This is a genomic window from Pseudomonas sp. GM80 (assembly GCF_000282515.1).
In the GTDB taxonomy this organism is placed as follows: domain Bacteria; phylum Pseudomonadota; class Gammaproteobacteria; order Pseudomonadales; family Pseudomonadaceae; genus Aquipseudomonas.
In genome coordinates, this window is record NZ_AKJD01000043.1 from 1 (window position 1) to 20823 (window position 20823).

At 55.4% G+C, this 20823-nt stretch carries 22 protein-coding genes; 7 read left to right on the forward strand and 15 right to left on the reverse strand.

Features of this window, described 5'->3' with window-relative positions; translation table 11 throughout:
• Positions 1–90 precede the first annotated feature (90 nt).
• Positions 91–1383, reverse strand: a complete 1293-nt coding sequence (locus PMI37_RS05480) for a hypothetical protein (protein ID WP_008078917.1) — start codon at positions 1381–1383, stop codon at positions 91–93.
• Positions 1384–1667: 284 nt separating this feature from the next.
• Positions 1668–1934, reverse strand: coding sequence for a hypothetical protein (locus PMI37_RS05485; RefSeq protein WP_008078918.1), 267 nt, complete (start codon positions 1932–1934; stop codon positions 1668–1670).
• Between the two features lie 355 nt (positions 1935–2289).
• Here PMI37_RS05485 and PMI37_RS05490 point away from each other — a divergent pair, with 355 nt between their 5' ends.
• Positions 2290–3615, forward strand: coding sequence for a sigma-54 dependent transcriptional regulator (locus tag PMI37_RS05490; protein ID WP_008078919.1), 1326 nt, complete (start codon positions 2290–2292; stop codon positions 3613–3615).
• Positions 3616–3704: 89 nt separating this feature from the next.
• Here the strand turns inward: PMI37_RS05490 and PMI37_RS05495 are convergent, their stop codons facing one another.
• The 9 genes from PMI37_RS05495 to PMI37_RS05535 all read right to left on the reverse strand — a co-directional run bounded on the left by PMI37_RS05495 (position 3705) and on the right by PMI37_RS05535 (position 11968).
• Entirely contained in the window at positions 3705–5009 is a 1305-nt protein-coding gene (locus PMI37_RS05495; RefSeq protein ID WP_008078920.1) for a hypothetical protein, read from the reverse strand.
• Positions 5010–5054: 45 nt separating this feature from the next.
• Positions 5055–5804, reverse strand: coding sequence for a hypothetical protein (locus tag PMI37_RS05500; protein ID WP_008078921.1), 750 nt, complete (start codon positions 5802–5804; stop codon positions 5055–5057).
• Positions 5805–5848: 44 nt separating this feature from the next.
• Complete coding sequence (locus PMI37_RS05505) at positions 5849–6529, reverse strand: C39 family peptidase (protein ID WP_008078922.1); 681 nt, start codon at positions 6527–6529, stop codon at positions 5849–5851.
• A 63-nt stretch (positions 6530–6592) separates the two neighbouring features.
• Positions 6593–7621 (reverse strand): hypothetical protein, encoded by a 1029-nt coding sequence (locus PMI37_RS05510; protein ID WP_008078923.1) that lies wholly within the window; start codon positions 7619–7621, stop codon positions 6593–6595.
• 73 nt (positions 7622–7694) lie between these two features.
• Positions 7695–8270 (reverse strand): hypothetical protein, encoded by a 576-nt coding sequence (locus PMI37_RS05515; protein ID WP_008078924.1) that lies wholly within the window; start codon positions 8268–8270, stop codon positions 7695–7697.
• Between the two features lies 1 nt (position 8271).
• A complete protein-coding gene (locus tag PMI37_RS05520; RefSeq protein ID WP_008078925.1) occupies positions 8272–8724 on the reverse strand; it encodes a hypothetical protein in 453 nt (150 codons plus the stop codon).
• Between the two features lie 357 nt (positions 8725–9081).
• A complete protein-coding gene (locus tag PMI37_RS05525; protein WP_008078926.1) occupies positions 9082–9606 on the reverse strand; it encodes an AAA family ATPase in 525 nt (174 codons plus the stop codon).
• Entirely contained in the window at positions 9603–10166 is a 564-nt protein-coding gene (pnuC, locus tag PMI37_RS05530) for a nicotinamide riboside transporter PnuC (RefSeq protein ID WP_008078927.1), read from the reverse strand. The genes PMI37_RS05525 and pnuC overlap by 4 nt, the downstream gene beginning before the upstream one ends.
• A gap of 167 nt (positions 10167–10333) precedes the next feature.
• Positions 10334–11968, reverse strand: coding sequence for a methyl-accepting chemotaxis protein (locus PMI37_RS05535; RefSeq protein WP_008078928.1), 1635 nt, complete (start codon positions 11966–11968; stop codon positions 10334–10336).
• Between the two features lie 305 nt (positions 11969–12273).
• On the opposite strand from PMI37_RS05535, the gene PMI37_RS05540 reads away from it, so the two are divergent.
• Together PMI37_RS05540 and PMI37_RS05545 are read left to right on the forward strand one after the other, a co-directional pair.
• On the forward strand, positions 12274–13104 hold the full coding sequence (locus PMI37_RS05540; protein WP_008078929.1) for an undecaprenyl-diphosphate phosphatase: 831 nt from the start codon (positions 12274–12276) through the stop codon (positions 13102–13104).
• On the forward strand, positions 13101–13529 hold the full coding sequence (locus tag PMI37_RS05545) for a DUF1294 domain-containing protein (RefSeq protein ID WP_045122989.1): 429 nt from the start codon (positions 13101–13103) through the stop codon (positions 13527–13529). The genes PMI37_RS05540 and PMI37_RS05545 overlap by 4 nt, the downstream gene beginning before the upstream one ends.
• A 128-nt stretch (positions 13530–13657) precedes the next feature.
• On the opposite strand, the gene PMI37_RS05550 is transcribed toward PMI37_RS05545, so the two are convergent.
• Both PMI37_RS05550 and PMI37_RS05555 read right to left on the reverse strand, forming a co-directional pair.
• Positions 13658–14017, reverse strand: coding sequence for an MmcQ/YjbR family DNA-binding protein (locus PMI37_RS05550; protein WP_008078931.1), 360 nt, complete (start codon positions 14015–14017; stop codon positions 13658–13660).
• Positions 14014–14913, reverse strand: a complete 900-nt coding sequence (locus tag PMI37_RS05555; RefSeq protein ID WP_045122990.1) for a LysR substrate-binding domain-containing protein — start codon at positions 14911–14913, stop codon at positions 14014–14016. Before PMI37_RS05555 ends, PMI37_RS05550 begins: the two co-directional genes overlap by 4 nt.
• Before the next feature lie 233 nt (positions 14914–15146).
• On the opposite strand from PMI37_RS05555, the gene PMI37_RS05560 reads away from it, so the two are divergent.
• Positions 15147–16097, forward strand: a complete 951-nt coding sequence (locus tag PMI37_RS05560; protein WP_008078933.1) for a LysR substrate-binding domain-containing protein — start codon at positions 15147–15149, stop codon at positions 16095–16097.
• Positions 16098–16556: 459 nt separating this feature from the next.
• Here the strand turns inward: PMI37_RS05560 and PMI37_RS05570 are convergent, their stop codons facing one another.
• Together PMI37_RS05570 and PMI37_RS05575 are read right to left on the reverse strand one after the other, a co-directional pair.
• A complete protein-coding gene (locus PMI37_RS05570; RefSeq protein ID WP_008078934.1) occupies positions 16557–17042 on the reverse strand; it encodes a hypothetical protein in 486 nt (161 codons plus the stop codon).
• Between the two features lie 233 nt (positions 17043–17275).
• Entirely contained in the window at positions 17276–17779 is a 504-nt protein-coding gene (locus PMI37_RS05575) for a hypothetical protein (RefSeq protein WP_008078935.1), read from the reverse strand.
• 454 nt (positions 17780–18233) lie between these two features.
• Here PMI37_RS05575 and PMI37_RS05580 point away from each other — a divergent pair, with 454 nt between their 5' ends.
• The 3 genes from PMI37_RS05580 to PMI37_RS05590 all read left to right on the forward strand — a co-directional run bounded on the left by PMI37_RS05580 (position 18234) and on the right by PMI37_RS05590 (position 20822).
• Positions 18234–18446 (forward strand): hypothetical protein, encoded by a 213-nt coding sequence (locus PMI37_RS05580; protein WP_045122993.1) that lies wholly within the window; start codon positions 18234–18236, stop codon positions 18444–18446.
• Positions 18447–18522: 76 nt separating this feature from the next.
• Complete coding sequence (locus PMI37_RS05585) at positions 18523–19272, forward strand: hypothetical protein (protein WP_008078937.1); 750 nt, start codon at positions 18523–18525, stop codon at positions 19270–19272.
• Between the two features lie 470 nt (positions 19273–19742).
• On the forward strand, positions 19743–20822 hold the full coding sequence (locus PMI37_RS05590; RefSeq protein ID WP_008078938.1) for a hypothetical protein: 1080 nt from the start codon (positions 19743–19745) through the stop codon (positions 20820–20822).
• Position 20823 lies beyond the last annotated feature (1 nt).

The following is a 20823-nucleotide window of genomic DNA, read 5'->3' on the forward strand; positions in this document are numbered from 1 at the left end:
AGGCTGCGATCTTTTGATCTGGGTTTTAAAAAAACAAGATCAAAAGATCGTCCGATCGCGGCCCGAGCCTGCGGCAGCTCCTACATGAGGTTATTCGGGGTTGAGGTAGCGCGCGACCATCGCCCGGTAGTTGCCATCCAGCGAATAACCGCCGACAAGAATCCCGCCGTCCGCTTGCAAGGCCAGCGAATTGGCCGTGTCCAGGCTTCGGCCAAGACGTGTGCGCAGCCAGCCATTGCCATCGCCGAAACGCTGATCGAGGTCACCATCAGGCAAATAGCGCGCGACGATAAAGTCTGCTTCAACGCCGCCAATGGTCGCGCCGACGGCAATCATGCGCCCGTCCTGCATGCGTTGAGCGGCGTTCCACTGGCAGCCACTGGGGCCGATGTCGAGTAACTGCGGCAGGCCGTCATGGCGGTGCAGGTCGGCGCGACCATTGTGATGCAGGCTCAGAGAAAGACAGTGACTCGGGTCGCGGCTGCTGCCGAAACAGTGGAGGTGTTGCGCCGACTCGATCACCTGGCTGACCTGCGCACTGCGCCCGCCAGCGGTAAACGACATAAAACCGTCGACGGCAAACCGCTCATCCAGACGGCCATCAGGCAGGTAACGCGCCAACAGGCCTTCTTGCGGAAAATCGATGGAGCCGGCGACCATGATCCGCCCGTCCTCTTGCAGCAGCAGGCTGCTCAGCCAGGTATTGAGCAACAAATGGCGGATCATCACGAAGCCACGACCGTTGAACGTCTCGTCAAGGCTGCCGTCAGGCTTGAGACGGATGAGCATGCCGGCATGGTCGGCCAGTTCGAAGTGATGATTGGCAATCAGCAGCACATGGCCGTCAGGTTGCACGGCGACATCGCAGGCCTCCGCGCCCGGTACACCCGGCGGCAGCCAGTTATCGCGGGTGCCCATGGACAAGTCGCCCGGCAGGCGCACGACTTGCACGCCGTTATCGCCGAATGTCGGGTCCGGATTGCCCTGAGCATCGAAGCGGGCGAGGGCAGGCAAGGTGCGGTGGGTGTTTTCGTAGTGGAGGCCGGCCAGCAGGATTCGGCCATCAGCGAGTACCTGCACTTTACTGGCTGATGCTTCAAAGCCGTGGGCATATTCGCCGATGACACTGCCGTGATGCGCAAACCCGAGATCCGCCGAACCGTCGGCGAGCAATCGCGCCAGGCCGAATCGGCTGCCTTGGGCCGTGCCGACTTTGGCGGCCACCAGCACGCGGCCCTGCTGATCGACAGCGACGCCTTGCGTCATGCTCGACTCACTGCCGGCAAAATACACTTGCGCGATGCCGCGAGTCGCAAAGGTCTGATCAAGTTGTCCGGCGCTATTTAACGGCGGCGCCAGCGCGAAAGCGTTCGAGCTGAACATGCACGCATCTCCTTGCGAGTTGACCATGACCCGGGAACCGGGTGGGTAACTGCATGAGCCGAACATTCAATACTTGATGATCAAGAAGTACAACGGTGAGAACTAACAGGCGGAGGGTCGCACTGTGCCACAACAGTGTCTTTTTGAACCAATGGCAAGCCTGCCAAGCAGTTGGGCCTGACGCCACTGTTTAAAGTTATACAACCGTGGGTGCGGACGAAAAGAAAGTGCAACTAAGGGAAAGAGGGCGGATGACGTTAATGTCATCCGCATCACCCGTGAAATCAGTGTGGCATCGACCACGATTGCAGCAGGTAGCCTTCTTCGCTCAACTCGGCGCGGGCTTGTTGCAGCAGTTGTTCGAGTTGTGCCGGATCGGAGTAGGCACTGCTTGGAATCTGTTTGCGGCCAATGTGGGAATTGGTCCGATCAATAACGGTCAGGCTCAGTTCGCCATTGCCGTCTTGTGGCGCCCAGGCCACGCACTGGAAGGGTTTGAACGCGTGGTTGGCAATCAAAAGAGCTTCGTTGATACGGAGCGGGGCGGTCATGGGGTCTTCTCTCTGTAATGCCCAATCAAGTGATAGGCCGTCGGTTGGGCTTACCGTTCGGCTGGTTACTTGTACTGATGCACGCAACCCGCTAACGGGTCACACTCGAAACAAAGAAATTTCAACTTTCTTTCATAGACCTGGCTTTTAGACAGCTTTTGAAAGCTCGCTGAAAGCTTTTCAGTAATGAAATAGTCGATAGCTAACTAACAACCGCGCTGCTTATAACGCGTTTGTTTGTACACCTATAAGCAATCGATACAAGGCGCTGTCAAAATCTTGCTAATGTTACAGTCGGGTCTGCCAAATGACTGTTTTTACAATCATTTCTAATATTTGGCGCCAAGGAACAGTCATGAGCGAAGCGCCTGCGTTACGACGTTTATTGGTGGTCGATCCGTGCGACGACTGTCACCGCTTATTGCCCGGTTTACGCGCGGTAGGCTGGGATGTCGACAGTTGTACGCTGGAAAATGCCGCCGACCGCAGCTGCGATGTCGGCTTGCTGCGATTACAGCCTTTTCACCTCGAACGGCCGGAAGCGGTGAAAGAGTTGATCAGTCGCAGCGGCACGGAATGGATCGCTGTGCTGAATCAGGAAGTACTGCGCCTGCAGAACGTTGGCGACTTCGTCTGCGAATGGTTTTTCGATTTCCATACCCTGCCGTTCGACGTGTCTCGGGTGCAAGTCACCCTCGGCCGGGCGTTCGGCATGGCACGCCTGCGCGGGCAGGGCACAATTCACGTCGACCAGCCCGAACATGAATTGCTCGGCGACAGCAAACCGATCCGCGAACTGCGCAAATTGCTCAGCAAGCTGGCGCCGACCGAATCGCCCGTATTGATCCGTGGCGAAAGCGGCACCGGTAAAGAGCTGGTCGCGCGCACGCTGCATCGGCAATCGCAACGTCACAGCAAACCGTTTGTGGCGATCAATTGCGGGGCAATTCCCGAACACTTGATCCAGTCAGAGCTGTTTGGTCACGAAAAAGGTGCGTTTACCGGCGCGCATCAGCGCAAGGTCGGCCGCATCGAAGCGGCCAACGGCGGCACCTTGTTCCTTGATGAAATTGGTGACCTGCCGCTGGAGTTGCAGGCCAATCTGCTGCGGTTCCTCCAGGAAAAACACATTGAACGGGTCGGTGGCAGTCAGCCAATTCCTGTCGATGTACGCGTGTTGGCAGCAACCCACGTCGATCTTGAGTCTGCAATCGAGAAGAAGCGCTTCCGCGAGGATTTGTACTACCGGCTCAATGTGCTGCAAGTGGTCACCGCGCCTCTGCGTGAGCGGCACGGTGACTTGTCGATGCTGGCCAACCACTTTTCGCATTTCTACAGCCACGAAACCGGTCGACGTCCGCGCAGTTTCAGTGAAGATGCGCTGATTGCGATGGGTAAACACGATTGGCCGGGCAATGTCCGTGAGTTGGCCAACCGCGTTCGTCGCGGACTGGTGCTGGCCGAGGGGCGGCAGATCGAGGCGCGCGACCTGGGCCTGATCAGTCAGCATTCAATCGCTACGCCCATGGGCACGCTGGAAGATTACAAGACGCGAGCTGAGCGTCAGGCATTGTGCGATGTGTTGAACCGGCACAGTGACAATCTGAGTATTGCGGCGAAGGTACTTGGGGTGTCCCGTCCGACGTTTTACCGGCTGCTGCACAAGCATCAGATTCGCTAGAAGATCAAAAGATCGCAGCCTTCGGCAGCTCCTACAAGGGTAATCCTGTAGGAACTGCCGAAGGCTGCGATCTTTTGCTGTTGCTCTGCTTAGAAGTAGTACGGGAATTTCAGGCTGAAGGAAAAGTCCGGTGCATCGTCGGTCATACCGATCGACAGGTTGGGCACGATGGTCAGGTTGTCGGTGGCCGCAATGGTCATGCCGACGTTGAAGTAACCGGCGTTGGCGTCGCTGGACACCACCGATTCCCAATCCCCGCCATCCTGTTTCAGCTTGCTTTTGCGTTGTACCAGGTCAGAGACGGAGAACGACATACTCATCTTCTCGTTCAGCGCAAACGCAATACCGGCGCCGATCTGGAAGCTGTCGCCAATGCGCACCTTGCCCGGGGTTTTCTGGTTGACGGTCGAGCTGATGTCGTCGAACGATTCTTCCAGGTTGTGGGTGTAGGACAAGCTGCCGAACAGTACGGCCGGGTCGAACGTCTTGACCAGCGAGATCCCCGGGGTGATCGACCAGACGCCGTTGCCGGTTGGCAGGGTGTCAGGCACGAACAGGTTGGAGTTGGCATCGGTCTGACGCAGCTTGATACCGAACGGGTCCTTGCCGGTAGGCGCCTTGACCCGCAAGGTGACCACGGCGTCCGGCGTATTGACCGACTCGTCGAGGAATTTGTAGGCAATGCCGAAGTTGACGTCGCCAATGGTTGGATCCTTGGTGACGGTTTCTTCAGTGGTGACACCGGCCGCGCCCTGATTGCCGCCGCCCGACTGATAAGTCGATTCTCGATAGACCACGGGCACGTTCAGGTCGAACTGCCAGCGATTATCAAAGTTGTAGCGGCCCGTGAGGTCGAGGGTCCAGGTGTCGGCCTTGATCCGGTCAAGGTTGATGTTGCCGAGGAAAATCGAATCCAGCGCCAGAAAGCCGTTGAGAATCAGCTGGCGGGTGTCATAGCGCGAATAGGTGACGCCGGTTTCGACACTGAACTTGCCGCCACCGAAGAAACCGCTGGCCTCGTCGTACAGGTTGGAGACGCTTTGCGCCGGTTGAGAGTCGTCAGCCAGCGATTGCCCGTACGATGCGCCACTGCCCCCGGCGGCGCCTCCTGATGCGGCTGCCGCACCGGTACCGGTGGCGACGCGATTGCCTTTCATGTCCGATGGCGATTTCGCCAGACGTTTTGGTGGTGGGGCGGCGGGTTGTTCTTCAACCTGGCGGACTCGTTGTTCGAGGACCGCCAGGGCCTTTTGTTGTACTTCGTATCGTTGCTTCAGCTCTAGAAGTTCCTGTTTCAGGGCCTCTACATCCGAGTTCGGTGCCGCTTGCAGCATCGCGGCGGGGAGAAGAGTGCTCAAACACACTGCGGCACGCAGTGATACTGATCGATACATGAATAAGCCGTCCCTTTAAGCCCAATGATCGAGACTCAGCGTAGTTCAATATCCGATAGTGCGTAGGGCCCCGAGTTGAGTCAGGTTGCAATCCAGTGCGCCGGCGCTTCTGCCGTTATTATTGAGTACGACGTTGAGTTGAGTCAGGTTGTTGACCACGTTGGCACTTCCGAGCAGACGGGTGTTCTGCAGTAAGCCGCTTGAAGCGACCTGTTGCAGTGCCGTGCCTTGATTGCCACTGGCTTGTATCGCCATTTGCACGCCACCGGTACCGGTTGCCGAGACCGCGACATTGCCGGCGGCATTGCTGCCGGTAATAGTCTGGCCGGCCATCAGGGCCTGGCCCTGTGCGGGTGCGAGCGCTGGTGCCTGATTGGCTTCCCTGACGTTGATGGCAACGTTGTTATTGGCCGTGTTGCCGTCACCCGCTGCGCGTACGCTCTGCGTCACGCCCGACGATGAGTTCAGGCCGGCACCGCCGATAATCGATCCCGAGCCCAGCTCCGGCGTATTGCCGTTGCCCATCTCCTTGATGGTCGACACGTAAAATTCCGGTTTGATGGTGGTTTGTTGTACCTGCATTGATGCAGACGCACCGATCAGATCACCGCTGGCGTTGCGCCAGGTACTGCTCATGACAATGCCGAAGCTGATAATCCGCCCCGGCATCACATAACGACCACGCAGCTCGGCGAGCTCCTGGTCCTTGATTTCTATAGGTTTGAATCCTGCATTGGCGTAGCCCGATGCGCTCGCTGCCAGGCAGGCGGCGGCCAGCCAGTATGAGGTTTTCATCTGCTGCTCCCGGGACATCCAGTCCCATTCTCTACAATCGGCGATTAAAAGAAGTCGCTCTGAATGAACCCGAAATCCATCAATTCAGCATCTCTGACCGGGTTGAAACCATCCAGCTTGTTCTTGGCCGTCAATGGCACCGGAGGACTGCGCAAGGCGTTGGCCTTGTCATATCCGGGACCGACGATGGCGAAGACAATGCCATTCCAACCTTTGACAAAGTCATCATGCTTGTAGCGTTTATGGCCAAGAACCGGGTCTCCGATGTAAACCCACTCCTTGTCCGAGCGCTGCAACACGACGAAGTGCTTGTAGCCGCGAATTTCCATCAGTACCACCACCGGGATTGTTACCGCGTCGAGTTTTTCCGGTGGGATCTTGTAGCCCCTGGCGCGCATGCCGATGCTTTCTATGTAGCGCTTCATGTCGAGCATGGAAAACCCTTGAGTACGGACAAGGTCCTGGTCAGCGTTGACCAGCATGCCTTTGATGATGTGCTCCTCATCGACGTCGAGCCAATAGGCCTGGCGTAATACCGTGGCAAGTGCAGCAGCGCCGCAGCTGAAATCGGTTTTCTGTTCGACGATGTCGGCAAACTTGCGCTCACGGATGCTTTGCACGTTTTTGTAGACGAGCGTGCCACCCGGCAGGGCAGCCACGGGCATCTGACCGGCCTGAGTCAGGCCACAGACGAACAGCATCGCGAGGAGGGCAGTGTTACGCATGATCGATACGCCTTTGCGGACTGAGGAAAAGCCCCGTTTCCGGGGCTTTCGTTTCGATCGCGATTACAGGCAGGCTCTGCAGCCAGCAGCGATGGACAGCGAGTTGCTTTGTTGGTTACCCACACCAGACGAGACGTTGGCTCCACCGTTGCCGGAGAAGTTGTTCATCGAGTTGGTCATGGTTGCAGTGTTGGTCACAGGGTTTTTCCAGCCGTCTGGAGTCAGCTGTTGTTGGGTGGTCACACCGGCCAGACCGAATACGCCCACTGCGACGAAGTCGGAAGTGCTGCTGCCGTTGTTGCCGCCGTGGTTGCCACCACCGTTGCCGCCACGATCGTTGTTACCATAGCCGCCGCCATGGTTACCGCCACCGTGGTTGTCGGATTCAGTAGTCGCCTGGCCAGCCGCTACGAAGGCGCCGACTGCGTTAACAGTCCCGACCAGAGTTTCTTTTTTCATGACCTGAGTAGCATTGTTGGTAACGGTCAGACCTGTGGAGCTTTGATTGGCTGCGGCTGCTGCCTGCGCTACACGACCGCCCGACACAGCGATTGCCAGGTTGTTTTTCTGTTGGTTGAAGTTGCCAGCGGTCACGTTGACGCCGATGTTGCCGGAGCCATTGTTGCCAGCATTGTTGAGCGACGCGGCGTTGGTGTTGGAGTAGTTCGCAACGGTGTTGCCGCCATTGAGCTGAGTCGCGCTGGAAGCAGCGACCGCGGTGCCGAAGATGAAGCTTTCGTCGGCAGTCGCCAGAGCAGCGGCGTTGTCTTGTTGGTTGCCGTCGCCAGCTGCGGCGTTGGCGCCCATGTTGCCGTTGGAGCCATTCAGAGAGCTATCCACTGCTGCACCATTTTTGGTGCCTTGGTTCAACACGGCGTTGCCTGAGCTGCTTTGCTGGTCCATCACGGTGGCGCCAGCACCCGCCGAGATTTGCAGGATTTGCTCAAGGGTCGGGCCTTTTGGCTGGTTATTGCCATGGCCGTTGCCGTGCCCATTACCATGATCGTCATCACGACCGCCTGCCTGTGCTGCGATTGCCATCACTGCTGCAAGTGCGAAAACCAGTGGTTTGAGAGCCATTGTAGGTTTCATGGTGTTTCTCCATCGTGCTTATTAGTTGGTTAAGTGTTGGTACTTTCTAATTGCACTGCTTTTGTTATTTGGGTCAGTCAGCGACCCGGATGCTCAGGGTGTTAGCCATTCGGTTCCCCACCCCGGCACTCTGGTTCACCTGGATTACCCCACGGCTGCCGGTGAAGGCCTGATCACTTGTCGTGACCTGGCGACTGCCGGGTGAGGTACCAGTTGCTCCTGAGCTCGGTAAAAGCGCCACGTTCTGTTGCGAAAGGGCACTGTCGTCAACGCTCTGCGGGGCAGCACTGATGCTGACGCGCGTAACGTTGGCCATCTGGTTGTTGGCCCCGGCGCCCTGGTTCACGCCCAGAATCCCGTTGCCATTACTGAAAGAGGTGCCGCCGATGGTTGCGCTGGCGTCCATCGAGCGAGAGGCCGGTGTGTCGATTTTTTGCATGACGCTGGTAGTGGCGTGGGATTCGGTGCCGATGCCCACAGCCTTGACGTTGGCCTGTTGCATTTGATCGCCAGCCGCCTGGTTGACGTTGAAATTGCCGCGATACTGAACACCGGAGTCCTGAATGTTGGCGTTGTTCACTGAGGCGGGATCAGCAGCCATGACAGTGCTGCAACCGAGCAAGGCAAGCAGAAGGAGTGAGCGATTCATCTCATTGGCCTCCGGCCATACGGGTCAGCGGAGCAAGGCCGGAACTCATGGCACGGTTGATCGTGCCGGAAATCGCGCCACCGGAACCGCCACCGTGACCGGCGCTCATGCCGGGCATGCCGTTGGGATTGGTGACCGTATTGAGGCCTGGCAGATTGGCGCCGGCCTGGGCCGTATTGATGGTGCGGAACGCACTGCCGCTGGCGACATCGGCAAAGTCGCCGTCGCTAAGCTCGGTGCTGTTCATGGCGGCATTGATACGTGCGGCCGGGTTGGCATTGACAGTGGTCGGGTAGGGGTCTTTGCCACCGTTGCGGCCGATAGGAATCGGCTGAACGTCGCGATTGAGGACGATGACGCCATTACCTTCTGCCTGCACATTGAAACTGACGAATGTGCTGGCTGCTGATCCGATCAGCAGGAGGCAGGTCATGCTCTTTTTGAAATTCCCCACGGCAGCAATTCCTTCTTCAGTGGGCTGGCCCTAGTCAGCGTTGTGAAGGAGAGAGCGAAAGCTGTGCCGCTTTTTAAATACTCATTGATTTCAGATGCTTACGTGAATCGAGCAAAGGTTTGATACACAAGCTGTTTCATTGATGAAACACGCACATTGGCATCGACCTGTCTATTGGCTGAACAAAGCTCTGGAACGAGGGTTTGCGGCAAGGTGTTTCAACTGCGTAACAGGTCGACCGACAAAACGCTCGAGGCCGTTGAAACGGCCACTTTGCCGTCAAGTGTGTGTTTCAGGAATGGACACTTTGTCCCCAAAACAGGGGAAAACAGTGGGGCAGGAGCCCCTTGAACCGGGTCATTCGCAAAGCAATTGTGCAACCGCCGCAAAAGCTTGCGTCTGCCGCTCAGCCCAATTGCCTTGAATGATTTGCACGGATTGCTGATGTTGCTCAAGCCAGGCGCGCGTGGCGTTGAAGAAGGCCAGACGCTGCTCCAGATCCGGCTGGCAGCGTTGACCGTCATCGGTCCAGTCGATGTGCTCCGGGGATAGCAGAAGGTGCAAGTCGTATCGGCGTGCCAGCAGCTCGGGTTCGAGCCAGGCCGGGCAGGCGCCGAACAGCGTCTGGCTCCACAGCATGTTGCTCAGCAGGTGCGTGTCGAGAATCAGCAGCGCCGGTTTTTGCGCACGCGCCTGATCTTCCCACTGCAACTGGCCACGGGCGATCTCGGGGATGTCTGCCAGGAAAGTATCACGCGGGTTCTGCTCAATGAACCAGCGCACGTATTCGTCCACCCGTACGCCGCCGAACTGTTGTTGCAGGCCCGCCGCCAGCCAGCTCTTGCCGGTGGATTCCGGCCCGGTAAGCACCACGACTTTCATGTGCGCAACGCCGGATCGGCACGCCATTCACGATAGCCTTGCACCGCGATCAGGGTGAACAGGCCGTACAAGGCTGCGGTGAGGTACAGATCCTTATAGATGAACAGCCCGACAAAGATCACATCGAGGACAAACCACAGCGCCCAGCACTGCAGACGTTTCTGCGCCATCCACAACTGCGCAACCAGGCTGAACGCCGTCAACGCTGCGTCGAGCCAAGGCTGTGCGGCATCCGTCCAGTGCGCCATGGCCGCGCCCAGCAGCAGGCTGCCGACAGCGCCGACGCTGAGCCCGATCAGGATTGAACGCTGATCGAGACGGCTGACCTGCCGCCCGTCGTGCATCGTCCCGGCACGAGTCCATTGCCACCAGCCGTAGACTTGCAGCGCGGCGTAGATCACTTGCAGCAACATGTCCGAATACAGCTTCACCTCAAAGAAGATCCAGCTATAGAGCAACACCATGACCAGACCGATCGGCCAGCACCATGGGTTCTGTTTGACCGTCAGCCAGACGGCGATCACACCGAGGGCGGCGGCAAACAGTTCAAGCCCGGACATGGGGATTCCTTGGGGGGAGAAAAGAAGGGAGCGGATTGTACTGTATTCGCCCAAACACTGAAGAACCTGTGGGAGCTGGCTTGCCAGCGATGAGGTCGGCACATTCAATATTGATATTGGATGACCCACCGCCATCGCTGGCAAGCCAGCTCCCACAAGGCTTTAGGTCAGACGCGGAACTGGCGTAGCAGGCCGTTGAGTTGTTCGCTCAGTTGGCCGAGCTTCACGCTTGCCGCACTCGACTGCTCTGCAGCGATCGCCGTGCTGTGCGAGAGCCCCGCCGCCTGGGTGACGTTCTGGTTGATGTCCTCGACCACATGCGCCTGCTGCAAAGTAGCGCTGGCAATTGAGGCATTCAAACCATTGAGGTTGCGCAACGCCTGGCCAATGGCATTCAGGCTGGCACCCGCGAGGCCGGCTTGTTCGATGGTCAGTTGCGACGCCTTGCTGCTGTCGCCGATGACTTTTACAGCGGCTTCGGAATGATTTTGCAGGCGCTCGATCATCGACTGAATCTCGGCCGTCGATTTCTGCGTGCGCTGCGCCAACAGGCGCACTTCATCGGCGACCACGGCAAAACCGCGTCCCTGCTCACCGGCCCGCGCCGCTTCAATCGCGGCGTTGAGCGCCAGCAGGTTGGTCTGTTCGGCAATCGAGCGAATCACCTCCAGTACGCTGCCAATCTGCGTGCTCTCGGCGGCGAGGGTGCGGATCACCTCGACCGCCTGATCGATGGTGCCCGAAAGCTTGTCGATCTGTTGCAGGCTGCCGTCGATGTTGATCTGGCCCTGCTGCGCCTGCGCTTCGGCATCACGCATTTCAGCGGCGGCATGTTCGGCATTCTTCGCCACGTCCTGTACGCCGTAGGTCACCTCGTTGATCGCGGTGGCCACCAGTTCCATTTGCTGCGATTGCTGCTGACTGCGTTGCTGCGCCTGCGAGGCGTCGTTGCCCAGTTCGCTGGACGATTGGCCCAGTGCGCTGGCCGAGACCTGCAAGTCGCCGATCACCCGGCGCAATTTCGCGGTGAAGGCATTGAAATGATGCGCCAGTTCGGTGACTTCATCCTTGCCGTGGGTATCGAGGCTGCGGGTCAGGTCGCTTTCGCCGCTGGCAATGTTGGCCATTGCGTTCACGGTTTCCTGCAACGGGCGCACGATGCTGCGGGCGATCAGAATCACCAGCAGGGCCATGATCAGCGCAATCGCCAGGCCGATGACCGTGGCTTTGATCACCTGGCCCTTGAACTCTGCCTGCACATCGTCGACGTAAACGCCGGAGCCGATCACCCAGCCCCACGGTTCGAACAGCTTGACGTAAGAAGTTTTCGCCACCGGCTCACTGGCGCCGGGTTTCGGCCAACGGTAGTCGACCATGCCGGCGCCTTTGGCGCGGGCGATGGCGACCATTTCGTTGAACACCGCAAAACCGTCCGGATCTCGGATCGCCGAGAGGTTCTGACCTTCGAGTTTCGGGTTGGTCGGGTGCATGACCATCACGGGCGTGAGGTCGTTGATCCAGAAATAGTCGCTCTGGTCATAGCGCAGGCCACGAATCGCGGTCAGCGCCTGCTTTTGCGCTACCTCTTTGCTTAAGGTGCCGGCGGTTTCCAGGTCATGGTAGTAGGTGAGCAGGCCGCTGGCCGTCTGCACCACATGTTGGGTTTTCTGGGCTTTGGCGTGATACAGGTCATCGTGGATCTGCTTGAGCATCAACACGCCCAAGGTCAGCAACATGACCACGGCCACCACCAAAATGAGCCACAAGCGTCGGCTGATCGACACACTGCGCAAGCTGTTCATAACGCTGTCACTCCGAATTCTTTTTCTTGTAATAAACGACCGCCAGCATCCAACCACGATTTTGTGAGCGGGCATACGCGACCCAAGTCGTATAACGCGGCAGCGCTATTAAGGCTTGTCTGTTAGGATTTCGGCCCCGCGCGTAAAAACCTGAATCCAAGTTGATATTTCACGGAATTTTGACTGTTTCGTGTGGATCCTGTGCGCGCGGAATCGGTACAGCTACAAACAGCTACGCTGAACGCAGTGAACGTAAGAAAAATACTATCGGGGCATGCCGCCGTGCATCGCTCTTTGGGGGATTGATGGATCTTTGGACCGCCTTGCAGGCACTGATTCTTGGAGTTGTAGAGGGGCTGACGGAGTTTTTGCCCATTTCCAGTACCGGACACCAGATCATTGTTGCCGACTTGCTCGACTTCGGCGGCGAACGGGCCATGGCGTTCAACATCATCATTCAGCTCGGCGCGATCCTCGCGGTGGTCTGGGAGTTTCGCCGCAAGATTCTCGACGTGGTGATTGGCTTGCCGACGCAGCCCAGCGCTCGACGGTTTACTGCCAATCTGCTGATCGCTTTCTTGCCGGCCGTGGTGTTGGGGGTAATTTTTGCCGACCTGATCCACGAATACCTGTTCAACCCGATCACGGTCGCGGCCGCGCTGGTAGTGGGCGGCGTCATCATGTTGTGGGCGGAAAAGCGTCAGCATGAAGTGCATGCCGAAACTGTCGACGAGATCACCTGGCAGGACGCCCTGAAAGTTGGTTTTGCGCAGTGCCTGGCAATGATTCCCGGTACTTCGCGTTCCGGCTCGACGATCATTGGCGGCTTGCTGTTTGGTTTGTCGCGTAAAACCGCTACCGAGTTCTCGTTCTTCCTCGCCATGCCGACCATGGTGGGTGCGGCGGTGTACTCGGGCTACAAGTATCGCCACCTGTTCGTGCCGGCGGACTTCCCGGTATTCGCCATCGGCTTCGTGACGGCGTTCATTTTCGCCATGATCGCCGTGCGCGGCTTGCTCAAGTTCATCGCCAGCCACAGTTACGCGGCATTTGCCTGGTACCGGATCGTCTTCGGCCTGGTCATCCTCGCCACGTGGCAATTCGGCTGGGTCGACTGGTCGGCGGCCAAACCATGAATGATTCCCGCGCACGTCGCCCTGAGGGTCGGCCTATGGCTGGCAACATCCAATATCTGAAATTGAAACTGGTGGTGTTGCTGATCGTCTGTGCGTTGCCGTTATACGGCTCGCTGTCGATGTGGCTGCGCGGGATCTCGCTGGTGCCATTGGCAGGGTACGGGATCGTCAGTGTGTTGGCGTTCTTCCTGTACTGGGCAGACAAGCGCAAGGCCCGCACCGGTGCCTGGCGCACGCCGGAGAACATCCTTCATGCGGTGGAACTGGCCGGCGGCTGGCCGGGCGCATTGATCGCCCAGCAGGTTTTTCGGCACAAGACGCGCAAGGTGTCGTTCCAGATTCTGTTCTGGGTGATCGTCTTGCTGCACCAGATATTCTGGATTGACCAACTGTTCATCGGCATGAAACTGCTGGCCCTGTTCTAAAAAACACCACCCCCCTTGTAGGAGCTGCCGAAGGCTGCGATCTTTTGATTCTGATTTTTAAAAGATCAAAGTCAAAAGATCGTCCGATCGCGGCCCGAGCCTTCGGCAGCTCCTACAAGGGATCGGGGTTACAGCAGTAAACCGATTTGGGTTTTTTTCGGCAGTTTGCTCACCACCAACTGGTGCGAGCGCTGCAACAATCCGCGCAATTCCTCGGCACCCAGCGGGTAGGGCGGGTGCATGATGATCCACTGCGCCCGCGCCAGATACGGCGCCGGGTGAATGCCGGGGCGGTCGCAATGGCCGAGAAACAGATCCTTGTCGACCTTGAACGCCAGCGAATCACCGCGCAGCCCCTGCAAGGCAAACATCTTGTTGCCGGCAATCGAAAACACCCGCACACCGCCCCATTTGTAATCCTCGCGCGCGCCCGGCAACGCCAGGCAAAATTCGGCGACGTCCGCTTCGCTCATCCTTCCCTTTTTCATAACAACCGCTCCCCACAGGCATTGAACGATTCGACCAGGTGATCGATCCACGCGCGCACCGCTGGCATCACCCCGCGCCTATGCGGGTACACCGCTTGCAGCCAGCCACCGGGCAGCGACCACTCTGGCAGCAGTTGCAGCAGTGTGCCGTTTTGCAGTTCTTCCTCGCAGTACATCATCGGCAGCAACGTGAAACCCTGGCCGGCCAGCACGCAGGCTTTGCGCACAATAAAGTCATCGATACCCAGCCGGGCTTCCATGTTCAATTCGAAACTGTTGCCCTGCTGATCAAGCAGGCGCACATGAACCAGACGATCCGCTTCCAAAGCGCCAAGCACCGGCAGCGTTCGCAAATCTTGCGGATGGTTGATCGATTGCCCCTGAATAAACGCCGGACTGGCCACCACAACCATTTGCGCCTGGCGCAAGCGCCGGGTGACCAGCAAAGGGTCCTCATCACCGTGTTCGCGCACGCGCAGGGCCACATCAAAGCCTTCGCCGACCAGATCGACGCGGCGGTTGAGCAATACAACTTCCAGCTGCACCTGGGGGAATTTACCGAGGAATTCGCTGATCACCCACGGCAGCATCTCGTGCGCCAGACCGGTCGGGCAGGACACCCGCAAGCGTCCACGCGGCTCGCTGGACATGCTCGCCACCGCCTCATCGGCCATTTCCGCTTCCAGCAACATCGCCTGGCAATGACGCAAATAACGCTCACCGACCGCCGTGAGGTTGAGTTGGCGCGTGGTGCGCTGCAGCAAACGCGCGCCGAGGCGTTCTTCCAGCTCGGCGATGCGTCGTGACAGCCGCGACTTGGGAATGCCGAGCAGACGCCCGGCCGCCGCGAATCCGCCGGCCTCGACGACTTTGGCGAAATAGTAGAGATCGGACATTTTGTTAGATTTACCAAAACTATAAATGCCGTAACTAATTGATCCCAATTAAGAAATCTCGATTTTTCGTTTTGACAATTGTCAAAAGCGTACGCTCCTTTTGACGAAGCGGCTATCACGCAAAAAAGTGGAAGAGGTGAGTGCTGAGAGGCTGCAAGGTACTCATCAATGGGAACTCCCACCATCACCTGCGATACTTACGTTCTGCATCCAGCCAGTGAGTAAATAGCTCCGTGTACGACTTCAATGATTTGTACTACTTCGTCCAGGTCGTCGACCACAACGGATTCTCAAGCGCGAGTAAAAAACTTGATATCCCGAAGTCGAAGCTAAGCCGGCGGATCGCAGCCCTTGAGGAGCGGCTTGGTGTACGCCTGATTCAGCGATCAACGAGGAAGTTTACGGTCACAGAGATCGGTCAAGACTACTACCGCCATTGTGTAGCGATGCTGGTAGAAGCGGATGCGGCAGAGCAAGTAGTCGAGCATTCGCGTGCCGAACCACAAGGCATTGTGCGGATTAGCTGTCCGCCTGCATTGGGGGCTATGGGGGTGAGCGACATCATCGCGGAGTTCATGGTCCAGCACCCTAAGGTGCAGGTGCACATCGACAGTACTAACCGCCGGGTAGATGTTCTGGGTGAAGGCTACGACATTGCACTTAGGGTGCGTTTTCCTCCATTGGAAGACGCCAACCTGGTGATGAGAGTGCTGGGGGATAGCCATCAGAAACTGGTTGCGCGTCCATCCTTAATAGATGGGTTGAAGCTCGAAACCCCAAATGACCTATCGAGTCTGCCTAGCATGGATCTAGGTCCACCGAACCGTGAACACAATTGGACCTTTTTAGGGACGAAAGATGAACGTATTGAGGTGGTTCATACGCCCCGATTTGTAACTTCAGACCTTGATGCGCTGCACCGTGCCGCGGTACAGGGGGTAGGGGTTGTACAACTGCCCGAGATCATGGTGCGACACGCAATACATGATGGGCTATTGGTGGAGGTGCTACCTAAATTCGTGGTGCGTAGCGGGCTCATCCATGCGGTCTTCCCATCACGCAGGGGGCTGCTGCCTTCAGTCCGCGGTCTGATTGACAAGTTAGCTGTGGATTTTGGCGCTAATGCTGAGGCGGATAGGGTCGCTTGTGAAAAAGCAGGTAGGGCGCATCCAGCAACTCGTTAGTTAATCGTGTTAGGGCGTTAGAAGATTAAAGGCCAGAGAGAACGGAACCGTTACTCCCAGGGTTGCAGTGTTGGTCAGCCCGGCCTCGCCGGAATGAAGCCAGCGGGGGCCGGGTTGATGCGGGAGGTTGCCGATTCCTGGAAGGCCGTGCATTCAATCGCGCAGGAATTGTTGGCCTCGGTTGACTCAGCTACTAGTGCAACCTTTTGGGGGGGGACATTGAAGGTGCAATTGTGAATTCGGTACTCATAATTTCGTGCAGTACGATTTTTTGGAAATCCCGAATATAAAGAAGAATATGCATGGAGCACCTATGCCCCGTGAGCGATGACAAATAAAACGAATTCAGGTTTTCCCGATTAACTTGCTGGTCTCGGATGAGGTCTGACACTGTTCTTTTCTTCATGTGACTCTCCAGTTTGGTATAGCGAATTTTGAGCCTGATTAGCTCGTTCAAGGTCAGCTGCTGCGCCGGGCCGCGGCGCGATATGTAGTGACTTTGTCCGGGAGACGTCGTGATTGAATGATAGGGAACTTACGAAGCTTATCCGCGCCTGATTCGCCGTTAAAGTCGAAGTTCGTACGAACAGTACGGTCCATAATTGGGTAATCCCTTTTCATAAAGCTGTATTCCATGAGGCCTAGCATAACGAAAAAATGAGAGCAGTGATCTAAGGGTATTCTTAAATTCTTGTGGACGCGGTACATCACGTGCACACAGATCTCCTGTTTCCAGTTCGGATTGAACTCTCGTTCAGGGAAGCAGTTGGCGGTTCGTTCCATTTCGTCAAGGTCGGAATAACCCAGTAGATTGGCAATGGCTCTTTCAGCAACTCCGATCGGCATCGGTCTGTTGGCCATGTTGCTGAGGGATTTGGCAGATCTGGCAAACCGACCTCTATCGATGTCTCTTTGCGAGATCGGAAATTGCTTTGGCATTTTCATAGCGATACTCCCATTTGAAAAAAGTAATGCTAGTTGGAAGTCGGCACGCGTCAACTTTGAGAATATGAGAACTCTGGCATCCATTTTTTGTGCAGTTTGATTTATTTGTCACAATGACAAGGCTCTACTTCAAGAGCGTAGATTTGGGGTCAGTCTGTGTACCAACTCAACAAATAAGAGAGGGCGGCAGGTGACGCCCTCGCGAAAGGGCGCGTGCAACTGAACTTAGAGCGTCACGGTACAGTAATTTTCCGCCTAGCTTTGAAAGTGACTGCAACATATGTATTTCCACAGTGAGGCTGCTTAGACACCTTCTCTTCGGCTTTAGGTGGTTCAACAATATGAATTTGAGTTTTGGCCGGCTCAGAACCCAAATTTGGCTCTGCGGAGTGCGAATTGTTTTTACTTATTGCCGAGTAGAAGTGGAAACCAAGTTTTGGCAGCAACTCAAGAGCCGTTGCTAGCGGGACATGTAAGACTTTATGGATATTTTCCATCAAAAACAGATTCATAGCGCCTCGTTCCATTCCTACCAAGGTTCGGGGGTCACAGTTATTCGACACTTGCTGTTGCAAGTCATGACAATCGCTATACCCTAAGATATTGGCAATAACTTTGCGGCTAGAGGAGAGCTTCATTTCTACACCCGTCGCTTTTACTAACCTCCTAGCGGACTGAAAAATTAACTTTCTTTCCATATCTTTTTTGCTTACAGGGAATTGTTCGATATCGGTCATGAAAGAACTCCTCGTTGAAGGAGTCAACATAGTTTGGATGGCGGTGGAGTCAAGTCGTTGATGGTGGTTGCTGCGCTGCAATATTGTGTTGTGGTGAGTCAATGCGGTTTTCAACAAAATTGTCAGTGTCACAGTATTCGACATTACCAATGACATTGGATTCATTTGTGAGCGAATTTTTGTGAAGTTATGTTCGTTGTTACATTATCTAGAGCGATTGAATGTTAATTCGAGGTTTGTTTGAAAAACAGTATGGGTTAATAAGAGCTAAAGTATGGCCATAATTAGTCGCGATGTGGCGTTTTAGTCGTGCATTATGTCTTTAATGTCGTTTAGTTTTTCCGGCATTTTTCTTCTCTAAGGAAGCGCTCGTGTAGGTATACGGCGTTTTAACTTTCCATGGGAGCGCGCACTGATGTCCTGCTACGCTCTAGGTTTTGGATGGAGCCAAGATATGAGCGACGAATATTCCCTGCACAGCGTATTGGAGAGGATGTATCAGAACCAGCTCGCCCTGGAAGCTGCGCTGATGGAGCTTACGCTTCATGCCGAGCAAAGTGGGTTGGAGGAGGTCGGCGATAACATCCGAGGTGCACTCTCTACGATCGGAGAGAACGCGGGCTTCATCAATCAAGGGCTGGCCAGGCTCCGAGGCAGTCAAATCTGAGTATTCCGTTCAGCATGCTTGGCAGTGCATGCTAATCGCGAAATCAGCTTCGTTTCTTTGAAGGGATGGACAAGGAATGGCCGACAATCCTCCGCTGACTGACGCCGTTATCGTGGCGTTAGCGCGTTTGGTAGACGATTCTCAGACGGAGAAGCGCGAGCCTACGCACTACGACCTCGATTTATTGTTTGCTCAGTATCACCTTGCGGGTGGTGAGCAACAGGGCCCTGGTGGTAGACCCGTCGGCAAAGCTAAACGCATTCGAGGGGCGCTGAATTGGGCGATGGTCAACAACCAGAAAAGCGGTGAAGCCTTTGTCTCGGCGCTGATATCCAATGTTCAGGGAAAAGGTGGATTTCGCTCTCAGTCCTCGAACTACTGCGGTTCCGAAGCGATAGCGAATATCGTTGCCACGATTGCGAACAATGGTTGGGACCTGTCCACAGACGGCAATCTGGCACCCCGGGTCCTCGAAGCGATGAAGGGCCGAGAGCTAACAGCTGCTCTAGCTGCTTACGCCGATAGAGCGCGACGGGGAGCATTGGACAGCCCGCTGTTGGCAGGTACAGCGAAAGATCTATTGGAGGCTACGGCGGCCCACGTGTTGGTTGAGAAGTGGGGCCATTACCCAAGTCACTCGAATTTTCCAACACTCTTAGGCCAGGCGTTCACGGCGTTGGATTGGGCGACTCCATCGAATCCAGTGCAAGACAAGGAACCTGTAAAAATGCGCGTCGAGCGAGCGGCATATGAACTGGGGTGCGCTCTCAATGCTCTGCGTACAAGGAAGGTACTGGGCATGGGCGGCCGTGGCTTGATAGCGTAACCCGGAGCCAAGCGCGGTTCGCGATCGAGTCCATGGGGAATATTGCCAGCCTTATGCTTGATCATCTGTGATCACAGGGACGATTATTTATGTCAAACATAGACGTTTATCTCCCAGCAGTAGATGGATCGGCATATTGGCCAGTATCTAAAGGATCTTCGTGCAAAAAGGCTGTGCACGTCCTCTTTACTGATGATTTCGCTGCGCCACCATACCGGCTTGTGATCAAAGTCACGACCGAATCAGGAAAAGTCGTTGAGGTAAGCATTCCCTACGATGACTCCGGGATAGCTTCGGTGCGAGTAGACGGAGCGCCCGTGTGAATCCCTAGCCTGGCGGTTTAATTTGCCAAGGTGTGTCGGTCGATGGATGGTGAGTTTTAAGACTGCCGAGGCTCCTGAAGAGCTGCTGTTTAGATGGCCCGTGATACACTGATCCATAAAATTCCAAGGCTGTTGAGGTATTTATTAATGAGTGAAGTTAAAATTTCCTCAGGTTGCTCGATTAATTATTTAATCAAGCAAATTGATCTAAATAGTCGGGTTAGTCTTGTTTTCGAAAAGGACGCGAGTTTTTCCCTAGGTGCAGAAGGATTTTTTATATCGTGCATTATTGCTTTGAGCCGATTAGGAAGTCTCGACCAAGTAAAGATTCATCTATCAAGCGCAGAACTTTCTCAGCATGGCATTAAAGATAGCTATCTTTGTTTGCCGTGTTTCATAAATATTTGTATTCAAGACGTGGTGGTCGTTGATCGATATGACGAGGTCATTACTGAGAAGCTAGTGGAGGAAGTGGGTAGTACTGTCGACATGGACTACGGTGCGTACGAAAGTGGACAATCATACTCATTGTACGCCTTAGACCCGTACTTTGTACATCCTCCAATTCTTAATCTTGGCAGTGCGGAACCATCGGAGACTGATTTTAGATCGCTCTTAGGTCCGAAAATTGAACAGTGCATGGTTGGAGATACCAAAAGCGCAAGAAAGTCGTTAGGGAAGATCGTAAGTTCAATGAGCTTATATGTCTTTCTTAAGGAGGTTTGGGAAAACACCATTCATCATGCTCGGAGTACTAGTGTTTCCCTTAGATACATGAAAGTCTCTCGGGTGATCTATAATAGTTTAAGCGAGATTGAAAATTCGGATTTGCCAATTGCCCTAAGTTCTTATCTTAAGTTTAGGTTTCAGAAAGATGGAGCTAAAAAATATTTAATAATCGATATAGTAGATTCGGGTAGCGGCATTTTTGATACTTTGAAGGGCGCGCTGCCTGGCCAAACTAAAACTGAAGTTGTTAGAAGCGCATTTCAAAAAAATAGTACCTCAAAGATTCAGCGCGCCCCAATAAGTCGGGGTTTAGGTTTATTCGCGGCGATGGAGTGCGCTCATAAACTCAAGGGATTAGTGGTCATGACTACTTCTGGAGTGCTTTGTTTAAACTATGATTATAAAAGTGACGAATTCTTACCTGAGACACATGTGACGGACTTAAACCTCCCTGTCGACAATCTTTCGACATCGCTGTCGCTAATAATTCCGGTCTGAC

Bases quoted from the DNA above. Each gene is read 5' to 3' on its own strand.
- PMI37_RS05570 (WP_008078934.1), bottom strand. From the start codon at position 17,042: ATGAAAATGCCAAAGCAATTTCCGATCTCGCAAAGAGACATCGATAGA.
- PMI37_RS05485 (WP_008078918.1), bottom strand. From the start codon at position 1,934: ATGACCGCCCCGCTCCGTATCAACGAAGCTCTTTTGATTGCCAACCAC.
- PMI37_RS05490 (WP_008078919.1), top strand. From the start codon at position 2,290: ATGAGCGAAGCGCCTGCGTTACGACGTTTATTGGTGGTCGATCCGTGC.
- PMI37_RS05575 (WP_008078935.1), bottom strand. From the start codon at position 17,779: ATGACCGATATCGAACAATTCCCTGTAAGCAAAAAAGATATGGAAAGA.
- PMI37_RS05505 (WP_008078922.1), bottom strand. From the start codon at position 6,529: ATGCGTAACACTGCCCTCCTCGCGATGCTGTTCGTCTGTGGCCTGACT.
- PMI37_RS05585 (WP_008078937.1), top strand. From the start codon at position 18,523: ATGGCCGACAATCCTCCGCTGACTGACGCCGTTATCGTGGCGTTAGCG.
- PMI37_RS05500 (WP_008078921.1), bottom strand. From the start codon at position 5,804: ATGAAAACCTCATACTGGCTGGCCGCCGCCTGCCTGGCAGCGAGCGCA.
- PMI37_RS05550 (WP_008078931.1), bottom strand. From the start codon at position 14,017: ATGAAAAAGGGAAGGATGAGCGAAGCGGACGTCGCCGAATTTTGCCTG.
- PMI37_RS05580 (WP_045122993.1), top strand. From the start codon at position 18,234: ATGAGCGACGAATATTCCCTGCACAGCGTATTGGAGAGGATGTATCAG.
- PMI37_RS05540 (WP_008078929.1), top strand. From the start codon at position 12,274: ATGGATCTTTGGACCGCCTTGCAGGCACTGATTCTTGGAGTTGTAGAG.
- pnuC (WP_008078927.1), bottom strand. From the start codon at position 10,166: ATGTCCGGGCTTGAACTGTTTGCCGCCGCCCTCGGTGTGATCGCCGTC.
- PMI37_RS05545 (WP_045122989.1), top strand. From the start codon at position 13,101: ATGAATGATTCCCGCGCACGTCGCCCTGAGGGTCGGCCTATGGCTGGC.
- PMI37_RS05515 (WP_008078924.1), bottom strand. From the start codon at position 8,270: ATGAATCGCTCACTCCTTCTGCTTGCCTTGCTCGGTTGCAGCACTGTC.
- PMI37_RS05510 (WP_008078923.1), bottom strand. From the start codon at position 7,621: ATGAAACCTACAATGGCTCTCAAACCACTGGTTTTCGCACTTGCAGCA.
- PMI37_RS05590 (WP_008078938.1), top strand. From the start codon at position 19,743: ATGAGTGAAGTTAAAATTTCCTCAGGTTGCTCGATTAATTATTTAATC.
- PMI37_RS05495 (WP_008078920.1), bottom strand. From the start codon at position 5,009: ATGTATCGATCAGTATCACTGCGTGCCGCAGTGTGTTTGAGCACTCTT.
- PMI37_RS05535 (WP_008078928.1), bottom strand. From the start codon at position 11,968: ATGAACAGCTTGCGCAGTGTGTCGATCAGCCGACGCTTGTGGCTCATT.
- PMI37_RS05555 (WP_045122990.1), bottom strand. From the start codon at position 14,913: ATGTCCGATCTCTACTATTTCGCCAAAGTCGTCGAGGCCGGCGGATTC.
- PMI37_RS05480 (WP_008078917.1), bottom strand. From the start codon at position 1,383: ATGTTCAGCTCGAACGCTTTCGCGCTGGCGCCGCCGTTAAATAGCGCC.
- PMI37_RS05525 (WP_008078926.1), bottom strand. From the start codon at position 9,606: ATGAAAGTCGTGGTGCTTACCGGGCCGGAATCCACCGGCAAGAGCTGG.